Annotated in this window: 17 protein-coding genes; 6 read left to right on the top strand and 11 right to left on the bottom strand. The window is 51.9% G+C overall.

Features of this window, described 5'->3' with window-relative positions:
- Positions 1–10 precede the first annotated feature (10 nt).
- The gene (locus ACMYSK_RS09270; protein ID WP_434642161.1) at positions 11–1,528 is read right to left on the bottom strand and encodes a DUF1254 domain-containing protein; all 1,518 of its coding nucleotides are present in this window, start codon (positions 1,526–1,528) and stop codon (positions 11–13) included.
- Positions 1,529–1,798: 270 nt separating this feature from the next.
- Here ACMYSK_RS09270 and ACMYSK_RS09265 point away from each other — a divergent pair, with 270 nt between their 5' ends.
- The gene (locus ACMYSK_RS09265; RefSeq protein WP_434642159.1) at positions 1,799–2,092 is read left to right on the top strand and encodes a hypothetical protein; all 294 of its coding nucleotides are present in this window, start codon (positions 1,799–1,801) and stop codon (positions 2,090–2,092) included.
- A gap of 120 nt (positions 2,093–2,212) precedes the next feature.
- Here the strand turns inward: ACMYSK_RS09265 and purB are convergent, their stop codons facing one another.
- From purB to rluE, 5 genes are read right to left on the bottom strand one after another with little or no spacing between them, the layout of a single operon-like run.
- Entirely contained in the window at positions 2,213–3,583 is a 1,371-nt protein-coding gene (gene purB, locus ACMYSK_RS09260; RefSeq protein ID WP_413698382.1) for an adenylosuccinate lyase, read from the bottom strand.
- A gap of 3 nt (positions 3,584–3,586) precedes the next feature.
- Positions 3,587–4,228, bottom strand: coding sequence for a high frequency lysogenization protein HflD (gene hflD / locus ACMYSK_RS09255; RefSeq protein WP_434642156.1), 642 nt, complete (start codon positions 4,226–4,228; stop codon positions 3,587–3,589).
- A 57-nt stretch (positions 4,229–4,285) separates the two neighbouring features.
- Positions 4,286–5,392, bottom strand: a complete 1,107-nt coding sequence (gene mnmA, locus ACMYSK_RS09250; RefSeq protein WP_434642153.1) for a tRNA 2-thiouridine(34) synthase MnmA — start codon at positions 5,390–5,392, stop codon at positions 4,286–4,288.
- A 56-nt stretch (positions 5,393–5,448) separates the two neighbouring features.
- A complete protein-coding gene (locus ACMYSK_RS09245) occupies positions 5,449–5,907 on the bottom strand; it encodes an NUDIX hydrolase (RefSeq protein WP_434642152.1) in 459 nt (152 codons plus the stop codon).
- 20 nt (positions 5,908–5,927) lie between these two features.
- The gene (gene rluE, locus ACMYSK_RS09240; protein WP_434642149.1) at positions 5,928–6,548 is read right to left on the bottom strand and encodes a 23S rRNA pseudouridine(2457) synthase RluE; all 621 of its coding nucleotides are present in this window, start codon (positions 6,546–6,548) and stop codon (positions 5,928–5,930) included.
- A gap of 264 nt (positions 6,549–6,812) precedes the next feature.
- On the opposite strand from rluE, the gene icd reads away from it, so the two are divergent.
- On the top strand, positions 6,813–8,063 hold the full coding sequence (gene icd / locus ACMYSK_RS09235; protein WP_434642146.1) for an NADP-dependent isocitrate dehydrogenase: 1,251 nt from the start codon (positions 6,813–6,815) through the stop codon (positions 8,061–8,063).
- Between the two features lie 119 nt (positions 8,064–8,182).
- Here the strand turns inward: icd and ACMYSK_RS09230 are convergent, their stop codons facing one another.
- The 5 genes from ACMYSK_RS09230 to ACMYSK_RS09210 form a co-directional block, all read right to left on the bottom strand.
- A complete protein-coding gene (locus ACMYSK_RS09230; protein WP_434642143.1) occupies positions 8,183–9,310 on the bottom strand; it encodes a phage integrase Arm DNA-binding domain-containing protein in 1,128 nt (375 codons plus the stop codon).
- Complete coding sequence (locus tag ACMYSK_RS09225) at positions 9,291–9,536, bottom strand: excisionase (protein WP_131050564.1); 246 nt, start codon at positions 9,534–9,536, stop codon at positions 9,291–9,293. The genes ACMYSK_RS09230 and ACMYSK_RS09225 overlap by 20 nt, the downstream gene beginning before the upstream one ends.
- 52 nt (positions 9,537–9,588) lie before the next feature.
- On the bottom strand, positions 9,589–11,646 hold the full coding sequence (locus ACMYSK_RS09220) for a 3'-5' exoribonuclease domain-containing protein (RefSeq protein WP_434642139.1): 2,058 nt from the start codon (positions 11,644–11,646) through the stop codon (positions 9,589–9,591).
- Positions 11,647–11,819: 173 nt separating this feature from the next.
- On the bottom strand, positions 11,820–12,014 hold the full coding sequence (locus ACMYSK_RS09215) for a DUF1482 family protein (RefSeq protein WP_128321249.1): 195 nt from the start codon (positions 12,012–12,014) through the stop codon (positions 11,820–11,822).
- Between the two features lie 888 nt (positions 12,015–12,902).
- Positions 12,903–13,292 (bottom strand): helix-turn-helix domain-containing protein, encoded by a 390-nt coding sequence (locus ACMYSK_RS09210; protein WP_434642137.1) that lies wholly within the window; start codon positions 13,290–13,292, stop codon positions 12,903–12,905.
- Positions 13,293–13,393: 101 nt separating this feature from the next.
- Here ACMYSK_RS09210 and ACMYSK_RS09205 point away from each other — a divergent pair, with 101 nt between their 5' ends.
- Genes ACMYSK_RS09205 through ACMYSK_RS09190 form a run of 4 tightly spaced genes read left to right on the top strand, consistent with a single transcriptional unit; the run spans position 13,394 to position 15,667 of the window.
- Positions 13,394–13,615 (top strand): transcriptional regulator, encoded by a 222-nt coding sequence (locus ACMYSK_RS09205; protein ID WP_434642134.1) that lies wholly within the window; start codon positions 13,394–13,396, stop codon positions 13,613–13,615.
- Positions 13,616–13,617: 2 nt separating this feature from the next.
- Positions 13,618–14,172, top strand: a complete 555-nt coding sequence (locus ACMYSK_RS09200) for a toxin YdaT family protein (protein ID WP_434642131.1) — start codon at positions 13,618–13,620, stop codon at positions 14,170–14,172.
- Between the two features lie 54 nt (positions 14,173–14,226).
- Positions 14,227–15,210 carry a DUF1376 domain-containing protein gene (locus ACMYSK_RS09195; protein ID WP_434642128.1) on the top strand — a complete coding sequence of 328 codons (984 nt, stop codon included), beginning with the start codon at positions 14,227–14,229 and terminating at the stop codon, positions 15,208–15,210.
- A complete protein-coding gene (locus ACMYSK_RS09190; protein ID WP_434642126.1) occupies positions 15,122–15,667 on the top strand; it encodes a replication protein P in 546 nt (181 codons plus the stop codon). Before ACMYSK_RS09195 ends, ACMYSK_RS09190 begins: the two co-directional genes overlap by 89 nt.
- The last annotated feature ends 9 nt before the right edge of the window (positions 15,668–15,676 follow it).

Genomic DNA, 15,676 nt, shown 5'->3' with positions numbered 1-15,676 from the left:
ATAGGTGCGCTTATACGCGCTCGAAATCGGCTAATTTGAAGGTTTTATGATTCAGTTCTTCGGTCGGGCCATAGAAGCGCATGGCGGGCAAGGGGCGCTTGCCGCTGGTGGGGATCCAGTTATTTTCCTGCCCGGCCGGGGCCACAGGACCGACATACAGGGTGACGCTGCTATCGGCGTTTTTGGTCATTTTCTCAAGGTCGTAGGATGACAGTGTGGTACGCCCGCTGTCGCTATAGATAAAGGACATCGTGTCGCGGTTATAAACGGTCAGCGCCCAGAACTGTTTCACCGGCATTTTGGCGGGGATCGTGAGTTTATAGAGCTGGCCGGCTTCGAGCAGACGGCCTTCGCTGTCGGCGAGGCTCATCAGATATTGCGTGGCGGGCATGTCGCTGAGCACTTTTGGCATATAGGTACACCAAAAATATTCCGCCGCGCGATTGATCAGGTCGATGCGATCTGGATAGATAAAGGTGAATGTCTTATTGTCATCGGCCTGCAGCAGCGAGGCGTAGTGGCGATCGGGCCAGAAGAGCTTCTCCTTGGGGAAATTGTCGTACCAGTATTGCATGTAGAACCAGGCGTCAATGGCGGCCTGGCGCAGCGCTTTTTTTGTTTTTGCATCCGGGGTGAAGGTTAAGCCATGTCCTATTCCCAGCGATGAGAGCATCCCCATCATCACTTTGTCCTGTTCGCGGACGGGCTCGACGCTGGCGACTGCGTGCAAATCGTCAAAATGGCGTTCGTCGTAGTAGGGCAGCGTGGGATACCGCTGGTTGCCCGGGTCGACAAAACGCTGTACTGGGGGGCTAGCCGCTTCGGCGAGGTAATACATATGCAGGCGGCGGGAGTAGTGATAGGCGTCTTCCGTCGTTTTTCCGGGCGCCGGCACGGAGCGAAAGGCAAATGCGACGCGAAAGTTGGGTGACGGTACGTGCAGATACCCGTCGGGGATCGCTTCGCTATACCCGGGAGGCGTGAGCAAAAACTTGCCGCCTTTACCTTTATCAAGGCCTGCCGGACCGACGTCGGCAATCGTAAACTGCCACGCATCGACTATCTGTCCGTATAAACTGCCGTCGGCGCTGGCAGCAGGGACCTCGAGCACGACCGGCCCTTTTTGCAGGTCGGTGAACGCTGAAATATACGGTGTGGTGCTGTTGGCGGTGATCGCTTCCAGATGTGGGGTTGCGGGCTTTGAATAGGCAATAATATCGTTATCTTTAAGACCTAAATTTTCAAATGCTGCCCGGCGGAAGCTATAGATGGCGACCGCTGGCATGTTCCAAAGCACCGCTTCAAAGGCCCGCTGGTATTTTATCTGGTAGTCAAAATCATCCACCGAACTCATCGCGCCTGCCGGCGGCAGGCCACCGGCGGTTTCGCCTTTTTGTCCGGCGCCATAGCGCAGCGGTGTCTTCAGCGAAATCCCCTGCGCCAGCACCGGCGACGCATGTTTTAATACAGCCAGACCAACGGCCGAACCGAGCGCCAGCTTATAAAATTCTCTACGAGTCATTGACATCGTTTAACTCCACCAGTTAACGGAATGCAAAATTATCTCTATGAACTATAGAGAGTTTTTTTTATTTGCTTGTTCGTCGCGTAAAAAATATTCCGGCACCGGGCCGACAGAATCAATCGCGCAAATATGTATTAATGAACATTGCGGCACGCAGGTGGCATAAACGACGAGCGTCAGAGGATTATTTATCGCCAGCATCAGGAAGTTTGTGAGGGGTCGTATATCCTTATTGATGGCTATCCCTGTATACCCTGCACATGGAGTTTACGTATGAGACTGAATGAGTTAAAAGGCTTTTCGTTGATGCTAACAACATGTTTAACCTTAGTTTTCTGTTCATCGGCGCTGGCAGAAAACCCGGCCAGTAGCACGTCAGAGAAACAGGCGGAAAAAGAGCAGCTAAAAAACCCGGACCATATCATTGATGACTGCCGAGCGGTCAACGGTGCGCAGGTGAAGGAGGGGTGCAAAACTCAGGCTGAGTTAAAAAAACATGAAATGAAAAATGACACGAAAATGGAAAACGGCGCGTCGATGGATGATGTGACGAAAAAAACGAATTAAGGTGTGTGCCGTGGTGGAGTTTTATCCCCTTGTTAAACAGATGGCCGGAGACACTCCCGGCCATCTTTGTATTCGTACTCATTCAGAGCCCCTGTCCTAAAAACGGGTGGGGCAAAGCGCTTACTTCAGCTCATCAACCATGGTGGTCGCGCGGCCAATATAGTTGGCCGGGGTCATGGCTTTCAGGCGAACTTTCTCGTCTTCCGGCAGCGGCAGGCTGTCGATAAACTGCTGCATACCTTCCGCATCTACGCGTTTGCCGCGGGTCAGCTCTTTCAGCTTTTCATACGGCTTCTCGATGCCGTAGCGGCGCATTACGGTCTGGATCGGCTCAGCCAGGACTTCCCAGTTATGATCCAGCTCGTCCAGCAGGCGATCGCCGTTCAGCTCCAGCTTGCTGACGCCTTTAAGGGTCGACTGGTAAGCGATCAGCGCATAGCCGATGCCCACCCCGAGGTTACGCAGAACGGTGGAGTCCGTCAGGTCGCGCTGCCAGCGGGAAACGGGAAGTTTGCTGGCCAGATGCTGCATCATGGCGTTAGCCAGACCGAGGTTGCCTTCGGAGTTCTCGAAATCGATCGGGTTGACTTTATGCGGCATGGTGGATGAACCAATTTCACCGGCAATCGTTTTCTGCTTGAAGTGGTTCAGGGCGATATAGCCCCACACATCGCGATCGAAATCGATCAGGATGGTGTTGAAGCGGGCAATACAGTCGAACAGCTCGGCAATATAATCATGCGGTTCAATCTGCGTGGTGTACGGGTTCCACTGAATACCCAGGGAGGTGACAAACTCTTCGCTGAACTGGTGCCAGTCTACTTCAGGATACGCCGCGATGTGGGCGTTATAGTTACCGACCGCGCCGTTGATTTTACCCAGAATTTCTACCTGGTTCAGTTGACGGTACTGGCGCTCCATACGATAAGCGACGTTAGCCATCTCTTTGCCCATGGTGGACGGTGTTGCCGGCTGACCGTGAGTTCGGGACAGCAGCGGCACATCGCGGTACTGAACCGCCAGATCTTTCACTGCGTCGATGAGCTTGCGCCAGTAGGGCAGCACTACCTCATCGCGCGCGGTTTTCAGCATCAGCGCGTGGGAGAGGTTGTTGATGTCTTCGGAGGTGCAGGCGAAGTGGATGAATTCGGACACCGCGTGCAGTTCAGCGATATCGGCCACTTTTTCCTTGAGGAAATATTCTACCGCTTTCACATCGTGGTTGGTGGTGCGCTCGATGGTTTTGATGCGCTGCGCATCTTCAACGCTGAAGTCGGTAACGATTTTATCAAGGAAACCGTTTGCGTCGGCAGCAAAAGCAGGAACTTCCTTGATCGCTGCGTGCGCGGCTAACTTCTGCAGCCAACGTACTTCAACTTGTACACGGAATTTCAGCAAACCGAATTCGCTGAAGATACCGCGCAGCGCGCTGACTTTATCGCCGTAGCGTCCATCGACAGGGGAAACGGCGGTCAGTGAGGATAATTCCATAGATCACAACTCCGGGGTTAAATGAGCAAGAATTTGTTTTGCCTGGTTAACCAGACGATTACGAGAAAACATGAGCTGCATACGCCCGCCGCCGACCTGGTGCCAGAGTACCGCGGCGCGAATGCCTGCCAGCAGAGAGGCGCGAACTTTGGCCTGAACCTGCGGGCTTTGCAACACGGCTGGTGAGCCGGTTACCTGAATACGTGGGCCCAGCGGGCTGATAACGTCAACATAGATGCTGGCCATGGCGCTGAGCAGGGTTTCGGATTGCAGGTCGAAATGCTCCAGCTGGCGACGCAGGCCGGCGATGCGGTTGCCGAGGGTATCCATTGCCCCTTTGCTGCCATCAAGCTTACGTTCCAGCACCATCAGGCTTAACGTGTAGCGGGTCAGTTCGGCATTGAGGCCCTGGCGACTGCCGCTGTTGAGCACGCCGAGCATGGTTTCCAGCCCGAGACGAAGATTGGCTTCACTGCCACCGAACACAGCCAGCGTGGAATCCGGGTTGAGATCGATGATGCTGTTCAGCGAAACGTGCAGGGCATCGCTGTCGCAATGGCCCTGGTGAGCCAGCTGCTGAACCAGACGGGCTGCCTGGCAGATGCCCGCCAGCGCCAACGTGATGTCATAATAATTCTTCGCCACACCTACTCCTTGTAAACCGCCGGGGAAGGTTTTCGCACCGGCGGCAAAAACTGTCTGTCAGGACTGCAGCGGCAGACGCTGCTCGATCACGCCGCCGCCGAGGCACACTTCGCCGCGATAAAAGACCGCTGACTGGCCCGGCGTCACCGCCGCAACCGGTTCGTCAAAGATAACCTCGATGCGATCGTCGTCCAGGGCTTTCACCGTGCACGGGATATCGGTCTGCCGATAGCGGGTTTTCACCGTACAGCGCAGGGTGCCTTTAACCGGCTCACGATCGACCCAGTGCAGCTGTTGGGCAATCAGCCCTCTGGACATCAGACGCGGGTGATCGTGGCCCTGAGCCACGACCAGAATATTGTTTTCGACGTCTTTATCGACGACGTACCACGGGTCTTCGCTCCCTTCTTTGGTCCCGCCGATGCCGAGGCCTTTGCGCTGGCCAAGGGTGTGGTACATCAGGCCCTGATGCTCACCGATCTCGTCACCGTCGACGGTGACGATTTTACCCGGCTGGGCGGGAAGGTAGCGGCCGAGGAATTCGCGGAATTTACGCTCACCGATAAAACAGATCCCGGTGGAGTCTTTTTTCTTCGCGGTGATCAGGTCCAGATCTTCGGCAATTTTGCGCACCTGCGGCTTTTCGAGCTCGCCAACCGGGAACAGGCTTTGGGCGATCTGTTCGTGGCTGAGGGTGTACAGGAAGTAGCTCTGATCTTTGTTGCCGTCCAGGCCACGCAGCAGCTGGCTTTTGCCGTTGACATCAGCACGGCGCACGTAGTGACCGGTCGCGATATAGTCGGCGCCCAGATCTTCTGCGGCGAACTCGAGGAAGGCTTTAAATTTGATTTCTTTATTGCACAGAATATCGGGATTCGGCGTGCGCCCGGCTTTGTATTCGGCGAGGAACAGCTCAAACACATTGTCCCAGTATTCTGCGGCAAAGTTAACGGTATGAAGCTCAATCCCGAGCTTATCGCAGACGGCTTGCGCGTCGGCGAGGTCGGCAGCGGCGGTGCAATATTCCTCACCATCGTCTTCCTCCCAGTTCTTCATGAACAGGCCTTCTACCTTATAACCTTGCTGAAGCAGCAACCAGGCAGAAACAGAGGAGTCGACGCCGCCGGACATGCCGACGATCACTTTTTTTTGGCTTTCTGACATTGGAATATTCACCACATTGAACTTCAAGGCGGCATATTCTAGCACGCACTAGCGCCTCAGGCACCCCCCTGGAGGGGCCAGTTGAACGCGCCAATTAATGACAGCGGGTAGCGCGGGTCCTGCTGGTAGCTGCGGATGCTTTCCGCAACCAGCTGAGAGCGCAGATTTGGCGCATTGAGGATCTCATCAGCGCTCAGCCACAGGCAACAGTCGATATCGCTGTCATGCGGCTGTGTGGCGCACGTATCGTTAAGTTCGATGGCGAACAGGAAACGTAAAAACGGCGTATTGTCCGGGGCTATCCACTGGTGCATACGGATAAAATGCTGCGGTGCGGCGCGAATACCGGTCTCTTCCCACAGCTCTCGCTCGGCGGCCTGAACCAGGGTTTCATCTGCTTCGAGATGACCCGCGGGCTGATTCCACAGCGCTTTGCCGTTGATGGTTTCCTCTACGACCAGAAATTTGTCTTTCGCGTGTACGACGCAGGCGACGGTGACGTGCGGTTTAAACATACTTCCCGTTCCTTCTGTGATTATCCGACCTGGCGCCACTCGCCGTTGGCCAGTCCATCGAGAGTGTAGTCGCCCATGGCGTAGCGAATCAGCCGCAGCGTGGGGTAGCCCACGTGCGCAGTCATGCGCCGTACCTGACGGTTGCGGCCTTCATAAAGGGTGATTTTCAGCCAGCTGGTCGGAATGGCTTTGCGTTCGCGGATGGGCGGGTTACGCGCCCACAGCCACGCGGGTTCCGCCACCAGCTCAGCGCCGGCGGGCAGGGTGGGGCCATCGTTCAGCGTGATGCCGGTGCGCAGGGCACTCAACGCCTCTTCTGTCGGCAGACCTTCGACCTGAACATAGTAGATTTTACCGGTGCGTTTACCCGGTTGGGTCAGTGCGGCCTGCAGTGCGCCGTCGTTGGTCAGCACCAGCAGCCCTTCGCTATCGCGGTCGAGACGGCCCGCCGCGTAGACCCCGGAGACGGAAATAAAATCTTTCAGCGTGCTGCGCCCGGCTTCGTCCGTAAACTGCGGCAACACATCATAGGGTTTATTAAACAAGATCACGCGTTTTGGCGCGTGTTCTTTACGTTGTCTGGCGACTTGTTGTGAGCTGAATCGCTCAACGCGATGTTTTCTAAATGAAGTTTTCTGCATGGTATTTTCAGGTCATGACAATTGCCGCATTATAGCCTAATTACGAATGCCTTTCATGGACGCAAACATTCAGGTAGTATTGACATGCTCATCACAATTTTTTAACAAAAATATTGCTCAAACTGATTCGCGCTACTAGAAGGCGGCACGGACGCGAATCTCCGGTTAGCGGGATGACCCGGTGGCGGGAGTGGGCGGATAAAGCCAACGCTCGGTTAGTGTGAAAAGGAAGAGCAGAACCAGAAGCGCTCGAAGGAGAGGTTAATGGAAAGCAAAGTAGTAGTTCCGGCGGAAGGTCAAAAAATCACCCTGAAAGATGGCAAACTGAATGTCCCTAACAACCCGATCATCCCGTTTATCGAGGGTGATGGTATCGGTGTTGACGTGACCCCAGCGATGCTGAAAGTGGTGGATGCCGCCGTTGAGAAAGCCTATAAAGGCGAGCGTAAAATTTCCTGGATGGAAGTTTACACCGGCGAAAAATCGACCCATGTTTATGGCCAGGACGTCTGGCTGCCTGCCGAAACTCTTGATCTGATTCGTGACTATCGTGTTGCTATCAAAGGCCCTCTGACGACGCCAGTTGGCGGCGGTATTCGTTCTCTGAACGTTGCGCTGCGCCAGGAACTGGACCTCTACGTCTGCCTGCGCCCGGTGCGTTACTACCAGGGCACCCCGAGCCCGGTCAAACACCCTGAACTGACCGATATGGTTATCTTCCGTGAAAACTCAGAAGACATCTATGCCGGTATCGAGTGGAAAGCGGATTCTGCTGAAGCAGAAAAAGTGATCAAATTCCTGCGTGATGAGATGGGCGTGAAGAAAATTCGCTTCCCGGAACATTGCGGTATCGGTATCAAGCCGTGCTCTGAAGAAGGCACCAAACGCCTGGTTCGCGCGGCCATCGAATACGTTATCACCAACGATCGCGATTCGCTGACTCTGGTACACAAAGGCAACATCATGAAGTTCACCGAAGGCGCGTTCAAAGACTGGGGTTACCAGCTGATTCGCGAAGAGTTCGGTGGCGAACTGATCGACGGCGGCCCGTGGCAGAAGATCAAGAACCCGAACACCGGGAAAGAGATCATCATCAAAGACGTTATCGCTGATGCTTTCCTGCAGCAGATCCTGCTGCGCCCGGCTGAGTACGACGTCATTGCTTGTATGAACCTGAACGGCGACTACATCTCTGATGCCCTGGCGGCACAGGTTGGTGGTATCGGTATTGCTCCGGGCGCGAACATTGGTGACGAATGTGCACTGTTTGAAGCGACTCACGGTACTGCACCGAAATATGCAGGCCAGGATAAAGTGAACCCAGGTTCTATTATTCTGTCCGCAGAAATGATGCTGCGCCACATGCAGTGGTTCGAAGCCGCAGACCTGATCGTTAAAGGCACCGAAGGCGCTATCGCCGCTAAGACCGTGACCTATGACTTTGAACGTCTGATGGAAGGCGCTAAACTACTGAAATGTAGCGAGTTTGGCGACGCAATCATCGCTAACATGTAATCCAGTCTCTGGATTAAACAATAACGGGAGCTTAACAGTTCCCGTTTTTTATTATTAGCTTTCGAATGGTTATCAAAACATTATCAAAACAAGTTATCAAAACCCCCGCCGCAAAAACCTCAAATAGCCACCTTGGTCCATCCTTTCCCACGGTCATCATGGTATCTGTCCGTTTGTTGTTGAGTCTTATGCCCCAGTAAATCTTTTGTGTTTATACCCTGTGCTTTATAAAGCCGTTCGGAAAGTGATCTTTGCTCATGGAACGTTGCCGGCGTACCTTCACCCCAGTCGATATTTGCACAATCCCTTGCCTTGCTAAAATTCATCGTCAGCGTTCTGGCTTTAACCTGAGCGCCACGTTCTGCCTGAGATGTTGTTCTGAAAAAATGCACCAAAAATGGGCTAACCGCATAATCCCGGCAACGACCTATTACGTCGCGAAGGCTCCAGTTTATCGCGTTGCATCGCAATGCCAGAGGAATGGCTATCTTGCTACCGGTTTTCTCCTGCTCGATATGAAGATGATCATCCCAAATGTCTGAAAATTTCATTCGGGAAATATCCCCCAGTCTCTGGCCGGTTACCAGGGCAAGTAGCATGGCATTCCCCATGTACTTGTGGTTGGCATCGGCTATGTCAAAAATCTTTTGCCATTCTTCCTGAGTAAGACGCTGACGGGTGATTCTCCGCCGCGGTTGTTTTGTCGATAACGCCGGGTTATAGCCAGGGGGCACTTCCCCAGCATGTTGAGCCTCCTTAAAAACATCAATTAGCACAGAACGTATAACCTGAGCCATTCTGGGTTGTCCTTCGGCTAAATAATCATCCAGTATCTGGGCGATATCACGAACGCTGACCGCCGGGATTAATTTCATGCCTACGCGTTCTTTAAGGAGAGAGACAGGCTTAGCTTTTTGTCTGAAGGTATTTTCTTTGATATCTCCAGATTTCAATCGCTCCTCTTGAATCTTCCAGTAACGCTCAAGCCAGGTGTTAGTCGATATAGCTTTACCTTTGCTGGTGGATATTCTGTCAGTGATTGCCATGATCTGGCGAGTTTGCTGCTCAGCCAGTCTTTTATTTGCTTCAATGGCTATTGCAATGGCTTCTGCCTCATCTGTACCCAGGCTGTGGAATTTTCCGGTAACAGGATGTTTATAGCGCCAGTAGACTTTATTAACCTTACGACTATAAAGCGGGTATAAATTTGGAATAGTTACGTTATTTTTACGTGGTCTGGCAGCCATCGTTTAAAATCCTCTGCAATAGAACAGGATCGCTTTTCTTTACTATTGGAGTGGTCAGTTCGCCGACCAACTCGGCATCCTCCCTGACGCGCCAGAACCGACCTTCTTTTTTGGCTGGGGGAGAAAACATATTCTGTTTCGCATAGTTTCTGAGAGTGGAAACACTTGGCGGATTGCTTCTGTATTTCTCGGTTGCCCACTCTTCAAGAGTTAACATTTGAAGCATATGCTTTACCTCATAATGGCCCATTGCTGGGCCATTATCTGAAAACGGAAAATCAGTTTTTAATCAGGCGCTGCCAGATTGCGGAAATGTACCGGGCCTGGTGCTTCGCATCCGCCAGCGCGTTATGCCGGTCACCTTCGAACGGGATGGCGGTTTTAGGATCGAAGCCAACTGCTTTTCCGAGTTCAACCATCGTTCTGACGTCGCGGTCATTCCAGTAGTCCCACGGACAATCGAGGCAAGCGAGATCAAATGACGAACGCAAAATGGTGTTATCGAATGTGGCGCCATTCCCCCACACCTGCGCTTTTTTGCGACCACCAGTGACGTTCTCTTCAACAAAATCAGTAAACATGAGCAGTGCATCATCCAGCTTTATGACGTCATCATTGGCAATGGCCGAACGCGCTTCAGAGGATTGTTTTAACCACCATATAACCGTTGAGGGGTCAATCTCAGCGCCCCATGAAACCGCAGATTCCAGGCTGACAACTTTGTAAAATGTTTCGCCGAGGATCCCGGTTGACGGGTCAAATAATACAGCACCAATGGAGACGATAGGGGCGTTAGGTTTTTTCCCCATAGTTTCTATGTCCACCATTACATGAACATAATCAGTGGGTGATTCTTCATCATGTTTATGATGACTGGTTTCAATATTTACGGCAGTTGGCGTATTACCAGACTCAGTGTTGCCTGTAGTATCCTCAATTGCCGTTTCGCCTTCTGATAGCTCACCAGAACCCGCGGCTTCATCACTGATAGTTTTTTCCATCGGCACATGACTGGTGGTCTCCTCAGTTGCGATTGGTTTGGTGAGATCTTCCTTAACCCATTTAGCATCGCTAGGGTCGCTGATGCCTTCTACGTATTCGCCGCGCCCTGCGGCCTGTTGTTTACCAACCTCATCAGACACATTTTCTTTTGTAGCTGGTGTGGCTGGCATAGGGGAAGAAGAACGACCACATGCAATATCAACTATTATCTCGTCAGGATGTGCGTGATCTGTTTCTGTCATCACCTTGTTCAAGTATTCGCGATGCGCAGCTTTGTCTAGGTAAAGATCATCTGGTGTGGTCTTTACTGTTGCTATATTGCAGGCACGGGAATAATCGCGCCCGCCAGGCATCGACATGAATAGCTCTCTGGTCGCAATAAACTCTTTGTTGTCATATTTGTTCATTATGCTGTTCGCCTGAATATCGACCTCAAGCGGAACGTTATAGATATCGAACTCTTTTACACGGGCGATGAGCCCCAGAGCTATTTCGTATTCCATTCCTAAAACGGTTAATGGGGTCAGGCGATCTGTCACATTACCGCCGCCGGCATTCGCGCCGGAGGGGGTGCGATTTACGGCTGAAATACTATTACCAGCAGCCCATTCTTTAGTCAGGATCCCGCGGTCAAGGTGGCTTGTCACGAACCATAATTTAGCGAATTGGATCTGCTTGCCCAGTTCGTGGCGTTTGCCAACCGGGAACACTTTTTTCATTGCGCTGGTAAATTTCCAGATCCCGGGCATGTCGTATGACTTGATATCTGGCACATTCTCTGCAGCCAGAATCAGATTCTGGACAGCACTGTTATCGACATCCATTTCTAACGCGGAAAGGGTATGACGGCGTGGGGTATCAATGTGATAAACGTGGCTATCTTCTGACGTATATTGCGCTAGCAACTGAGTGCGGAAAGGCATTGTTGCGAGTGGGTGTAATGCTGCATCGTCTGCATCGTCTGCATCGTCTGCATCGTCTGCATCGTCTGCATCGTCTGCATCGTCTTCCGGCGTCGGCTCTTCTGCGATTGTTTCAGGTTCCGGTGCTGCAATTTTTCCCCAGGTGATCCCGTCTTCTCCGCCAAGTTCGTAGCGGTCGCACCAGGTATCATCCAGCACGCCTTCTTCAGGAAGATCATCAACGATAAACCAATGGGTGCGGGTCGGCAGCTGGTGGTCGGCGCCGCGGCCTACAGCAATGCCAGCATCCTCCAGGATATTCAGGATTTCACGTTCGGCACGTGAGTCGGATTTTGCAGGGAACCAGCAAAAGAGGCTTTTGGCATCTGCTGATTTTGCTTTTGCTTTGACAAGATACGCATAGTTGTTCATTGCGTTCGGGCTCCTTTGGATTGTAAGATACCCGGCAGCTGATGGCAGCCGCCCTGGTGGTGGTCATTGGTCAAAACTCGATTCCGGAAAGCTTTGGTCGGCTGACCGGGTACCTAACCCGCCTTGCGCGGGTTTTGTGCTTTATGGACCATGGTCATTGATTAAAACTCGATTTAAAAATTTACTGCCGGCTGTTGGTCTTCAGCCGCGGCGAACGCTTGCTTGTAGGGTAAGCACTGGCCATTAACGTGCTGCTCTGTAGCAGCTTCTGAACAAATCTTTTCCGTTTGATACACGCCGATCAGAACATCAGAGCATTCACCAGTCAGCGAGCAGACACCGATAACTAAGGCAAACAACGTGCTCATGCGTTTGCCTCAGGATCCCCTTTCTGAGCGAGGAAGTAGCAGAGTTGGCGAATCCTTGCGGTGATCCAGCTAAGGCGTACAGCCTGTCGGCCTGTTGCTACACGAGCGAAATCAACCATGTGACAAACTCCATAATTGGTTTTGAAACTGAAGCCCAAAAGATGAGCCCGATAACTAGTGAAATGACCATATAGCGAATGCCATTTTTACTCATTTCAACCCCAGCCTTAACGCGGCTAACGGTGCTTGCTGACTAACCATTAATCAGGCTTTGCAATGCGGTGCCGGGTGCCTCCCGGTGACAGTAGTCAGTTAACAACTACTGCCGGCAGCTTCTTTTCCACCCCACCAGGGAATCGGTGGTACTGATTTAACTGAGCCGCGTGCGCATAGCCGCATTCACCGTATTGCAAAGCCTGTTTTGTGCAGGTCAGCTTTAAAAGGCAAAATGCGAAACTATTTGGGCTGTGATTCCGGAGTCGGTTTAGCTGTTGTGCTACTTGATAGTGCGGCTACGAACTCAGCGAAACTTAAAGCCTCTTCACCTACAGCAAGACTTTCGAAATATTCTTCGTATGCCTTATCCATAAATCCCCTCGATGCCTTGTAGCCGGCCAGCTGAACGTTGAAACCTGCTGCGCAATGATTGGTGTCATCTCATCCGGTGTTTCGTATGCCGCCGGCAGCTACTTCGTGGGCGTCCTGCCTCAATGACGTGTTTCGGTCGAATGATTAAAGCATCGGTTTATATTTTGTGTCAATAATAAATTTACATTGAGTGTAAACTTTAGCTTTAATGGGAGGAAGGGTAAGCGGGTAGGAACGGATAGAGAAAAAGGGCACAAAAAAACCGGCAGTAGCCGGTTTTAAAGGAATGTCGATGTGTATTTAGTTGGGGTCACGCTCTTTGAAACGACCACGAAGATAGCGCTCTACGTAATCATCAATTTCTTTTAGCCTCATTTCGAAGGTATCGATCATCCTTTCTTGTTCAGACTCAGGCAATTGTCTAAAAAGTCCCAACATTTTACTCTCGTTAGGTTTGAGTCCTGCATCTTCCGATACCTCTTCACCCAGCAACCATGTAACCGACACGTTCGCAGCTTCCGCAATGGCGATTGCAGATTTTTTGCTAATTACCCCCTTCTTAAACCATCCATTTACAGCCTGAGGGGTGACGCCGGCAATACGGGCCATATCAGCTTTGCTGATCCCTCTTTGGGTGATTTCAAGAAGACGAGCAACCAGTTGATTGTTGAGTTCTTCGGTATTTTTCATAAGAACATTTTAAAGGTTTAGTTTATAGTCACAATAAATTGATTGTTTGCATTAAATGTAAACCTATGCTTTATTATGCCTATCTTAACGAGGAGAGAGACATGACAGCCCTTGATAATGCAATTCGAATTGTTGGCTCTGCCAACAAATTAGCTCTAGCCATAGGCGTTTCTGGTATGGCCGTCAGCCAGTGGAAAGCGAAAGGTTCAGTACCTTCGTCTCGTGTACTCCAGGTATTCAAAGCAACTGGAGTTACTCCCCATGAACTTCGCCCCGACTTATACCCTAATCCCAGCGATGGGATGCCAAACGAAGAGGTTTAGTCATGCAATCCATCACCTTTGAGAATCATACCTCGCGTATCGCTGTGCAGCTGAAATCTGAAAATCAGTATTCGCCGCGGCGCCGGGACCGCATGAAGTGCAGAAACATCCTCGAAGCCGTTCAGGAATGGGAATCAACTTTACCCGGGCGCGCGCAGGAAATTATCGCGCAGCTGGTGGCCGAGCAGTGGGAAAAACAAAACGGGAGAGGGATCAGCATTAACAAACAGAACCTTTACCGATACCTGAAAAATGAGGGCAGATCGGAAAAGTACACCAGCTACGTAATGCAGCTGTCGGTGGCCATTGCGGATGCGATGCCAATTGAGATTGCGCGTAGATATCACCTTAAAAATGGCTTAACGGAAACCGAGCTGGTGGCGAGTGCGATAAAGGAATGCAGCGAAGCGCACCAGGCAAAATTGGGTGGAGCTCCCATTCACAAGCTGGAGCAAGAAATCCGAGAGGCTGCAATTGCCCTATTTAATCTGCTTCCTGCAGATGTGGCGGGACCACTACTGGCGAGCATCAGCGCCATAGCGCCACAGTGTTTTTAATCGAGTTTTTACCAATGACTATACGCCCGATCACCAAGGGCGTCAGGAGTAACCATGGCAGCGCTGCCCTACATGCAACTTTACATTGCTGATTACCTGGCGGACACCATGCATCTGTCAACCGAGGAGCACGGCGCCTACCTGCTGCTGATGTTCAATTACTGGCAAACGGGGAGGTCTATCCCTAAAAGCCGGTTATCGAAAATAGCACGGCTAAGCAACGACCGTTGGTCTTCCGTTGAGTCCTCGTTAAAAGAGTTTTTTAACGACACTGGTACCGATTGGGTTCATGAGCGCATTGAAAGGGATCTTGAGATGGTTCGTTCCTCTGTACGTCAGAAATCTGATGCCGGTAAAGCCTCAGCAAAAGCAAGAAAAGCCAAAAAATCAACGACAGAGCAACGGGAAGGTAACGACCGTTCAACGGGCGTTGATAATCCGTTTGAACAGGATGGCAACGGCAATCCAACTAATAAAGATCCAGATATAGATACAGATCTAAAAGAAAACCCCTCTCTACGCGGGAGCGAAATTCCAGATGTTCAGGAGCCGCAATTCCTGGCAGGACTGGATATCCCCATCGGTAAATTCACGATGCATGAAAACTGGCGACCATCGCAGGACTGGCCACGGCTGGCAGCTACGTGGGGAATTGCGCTTCCTGAACCGGCTTACCTGCCGACTGAACTGACCGAGTTTGCCGCCTACTGGGAATCGGAACGGAAGGTATTCACACAGGTCCAGTGGGAACAAAAATTCGCCCGTAGCGTCGTGAACGCCAGAGCTAAATCCAGACCACAACCAGTAACCGGAGGTAACGGCCATGCAGGACTTCAACCAGTTAACACCGCATCCCGGGCAGTCCAGGAAATTCAGGCAGCCAGAGAGCGCTGGGAGCAGGAAAACGGACTTACTAGCGGCGGACACGGCATGGAGGCTATGGACGGTCATGGGGGAAATATTTTCGAACCGCTGGACCCAGAAGAACGGGGCGGCGCCGTCGGATATGTGGATTGCCCAGATTGGGTCAATGACTGATACGCAGATCACTCTGGTTTGCCGCCAGTGCATGGAGCGGTGCGCTATGGGAAACACCTGGCCGCCGGATCTGGCTGAGTTTGTTTCGCTGGTCTCAGAGAGCGGGGCGAACCCGTTCAATCTGACCTCAGAAACGGTCATGGCCGAGTACAAATGCTGGCGCAACGAGTCGTATCGCTATGCCGGTAGTGACAAATATCCATGGAAACAGGATGTGCTCTATCACATTTGCATTGAGATGCGCCGAACGGGGGTAGAGCGCCAACTGACAGAGGGGGAGCTGAAGAAACTGGCTGAGAAACTACTGACAAAGTGGACAAAACATGTTGGGAACGGATTCACGATACCGCCGGTCCGCCGGCAGCTTGAGGCGCCGCGGCATCCACCGGGGCCAACGCCAGCAGAAATTTTGATGGAAGAGTACAAACGTCGCAAAGCGGAAGGTTTAACCAAGTAAGCGAGTTTT

Origin of the sequence: Klebsiella sp. I138 (genome assembly GCF_051131765.1) — a bacterium.
In the GTDB taxonomy this organism is placed as follows: domain Bacteria; phylum Pseudomonadota; class Gammaproteobacteria; order Enterobacterales; family Enterobacteriaceae; genus Klebsiella.
This window is presented reverse-complemented; position numbering and strand designations above follow the sequence as displayed.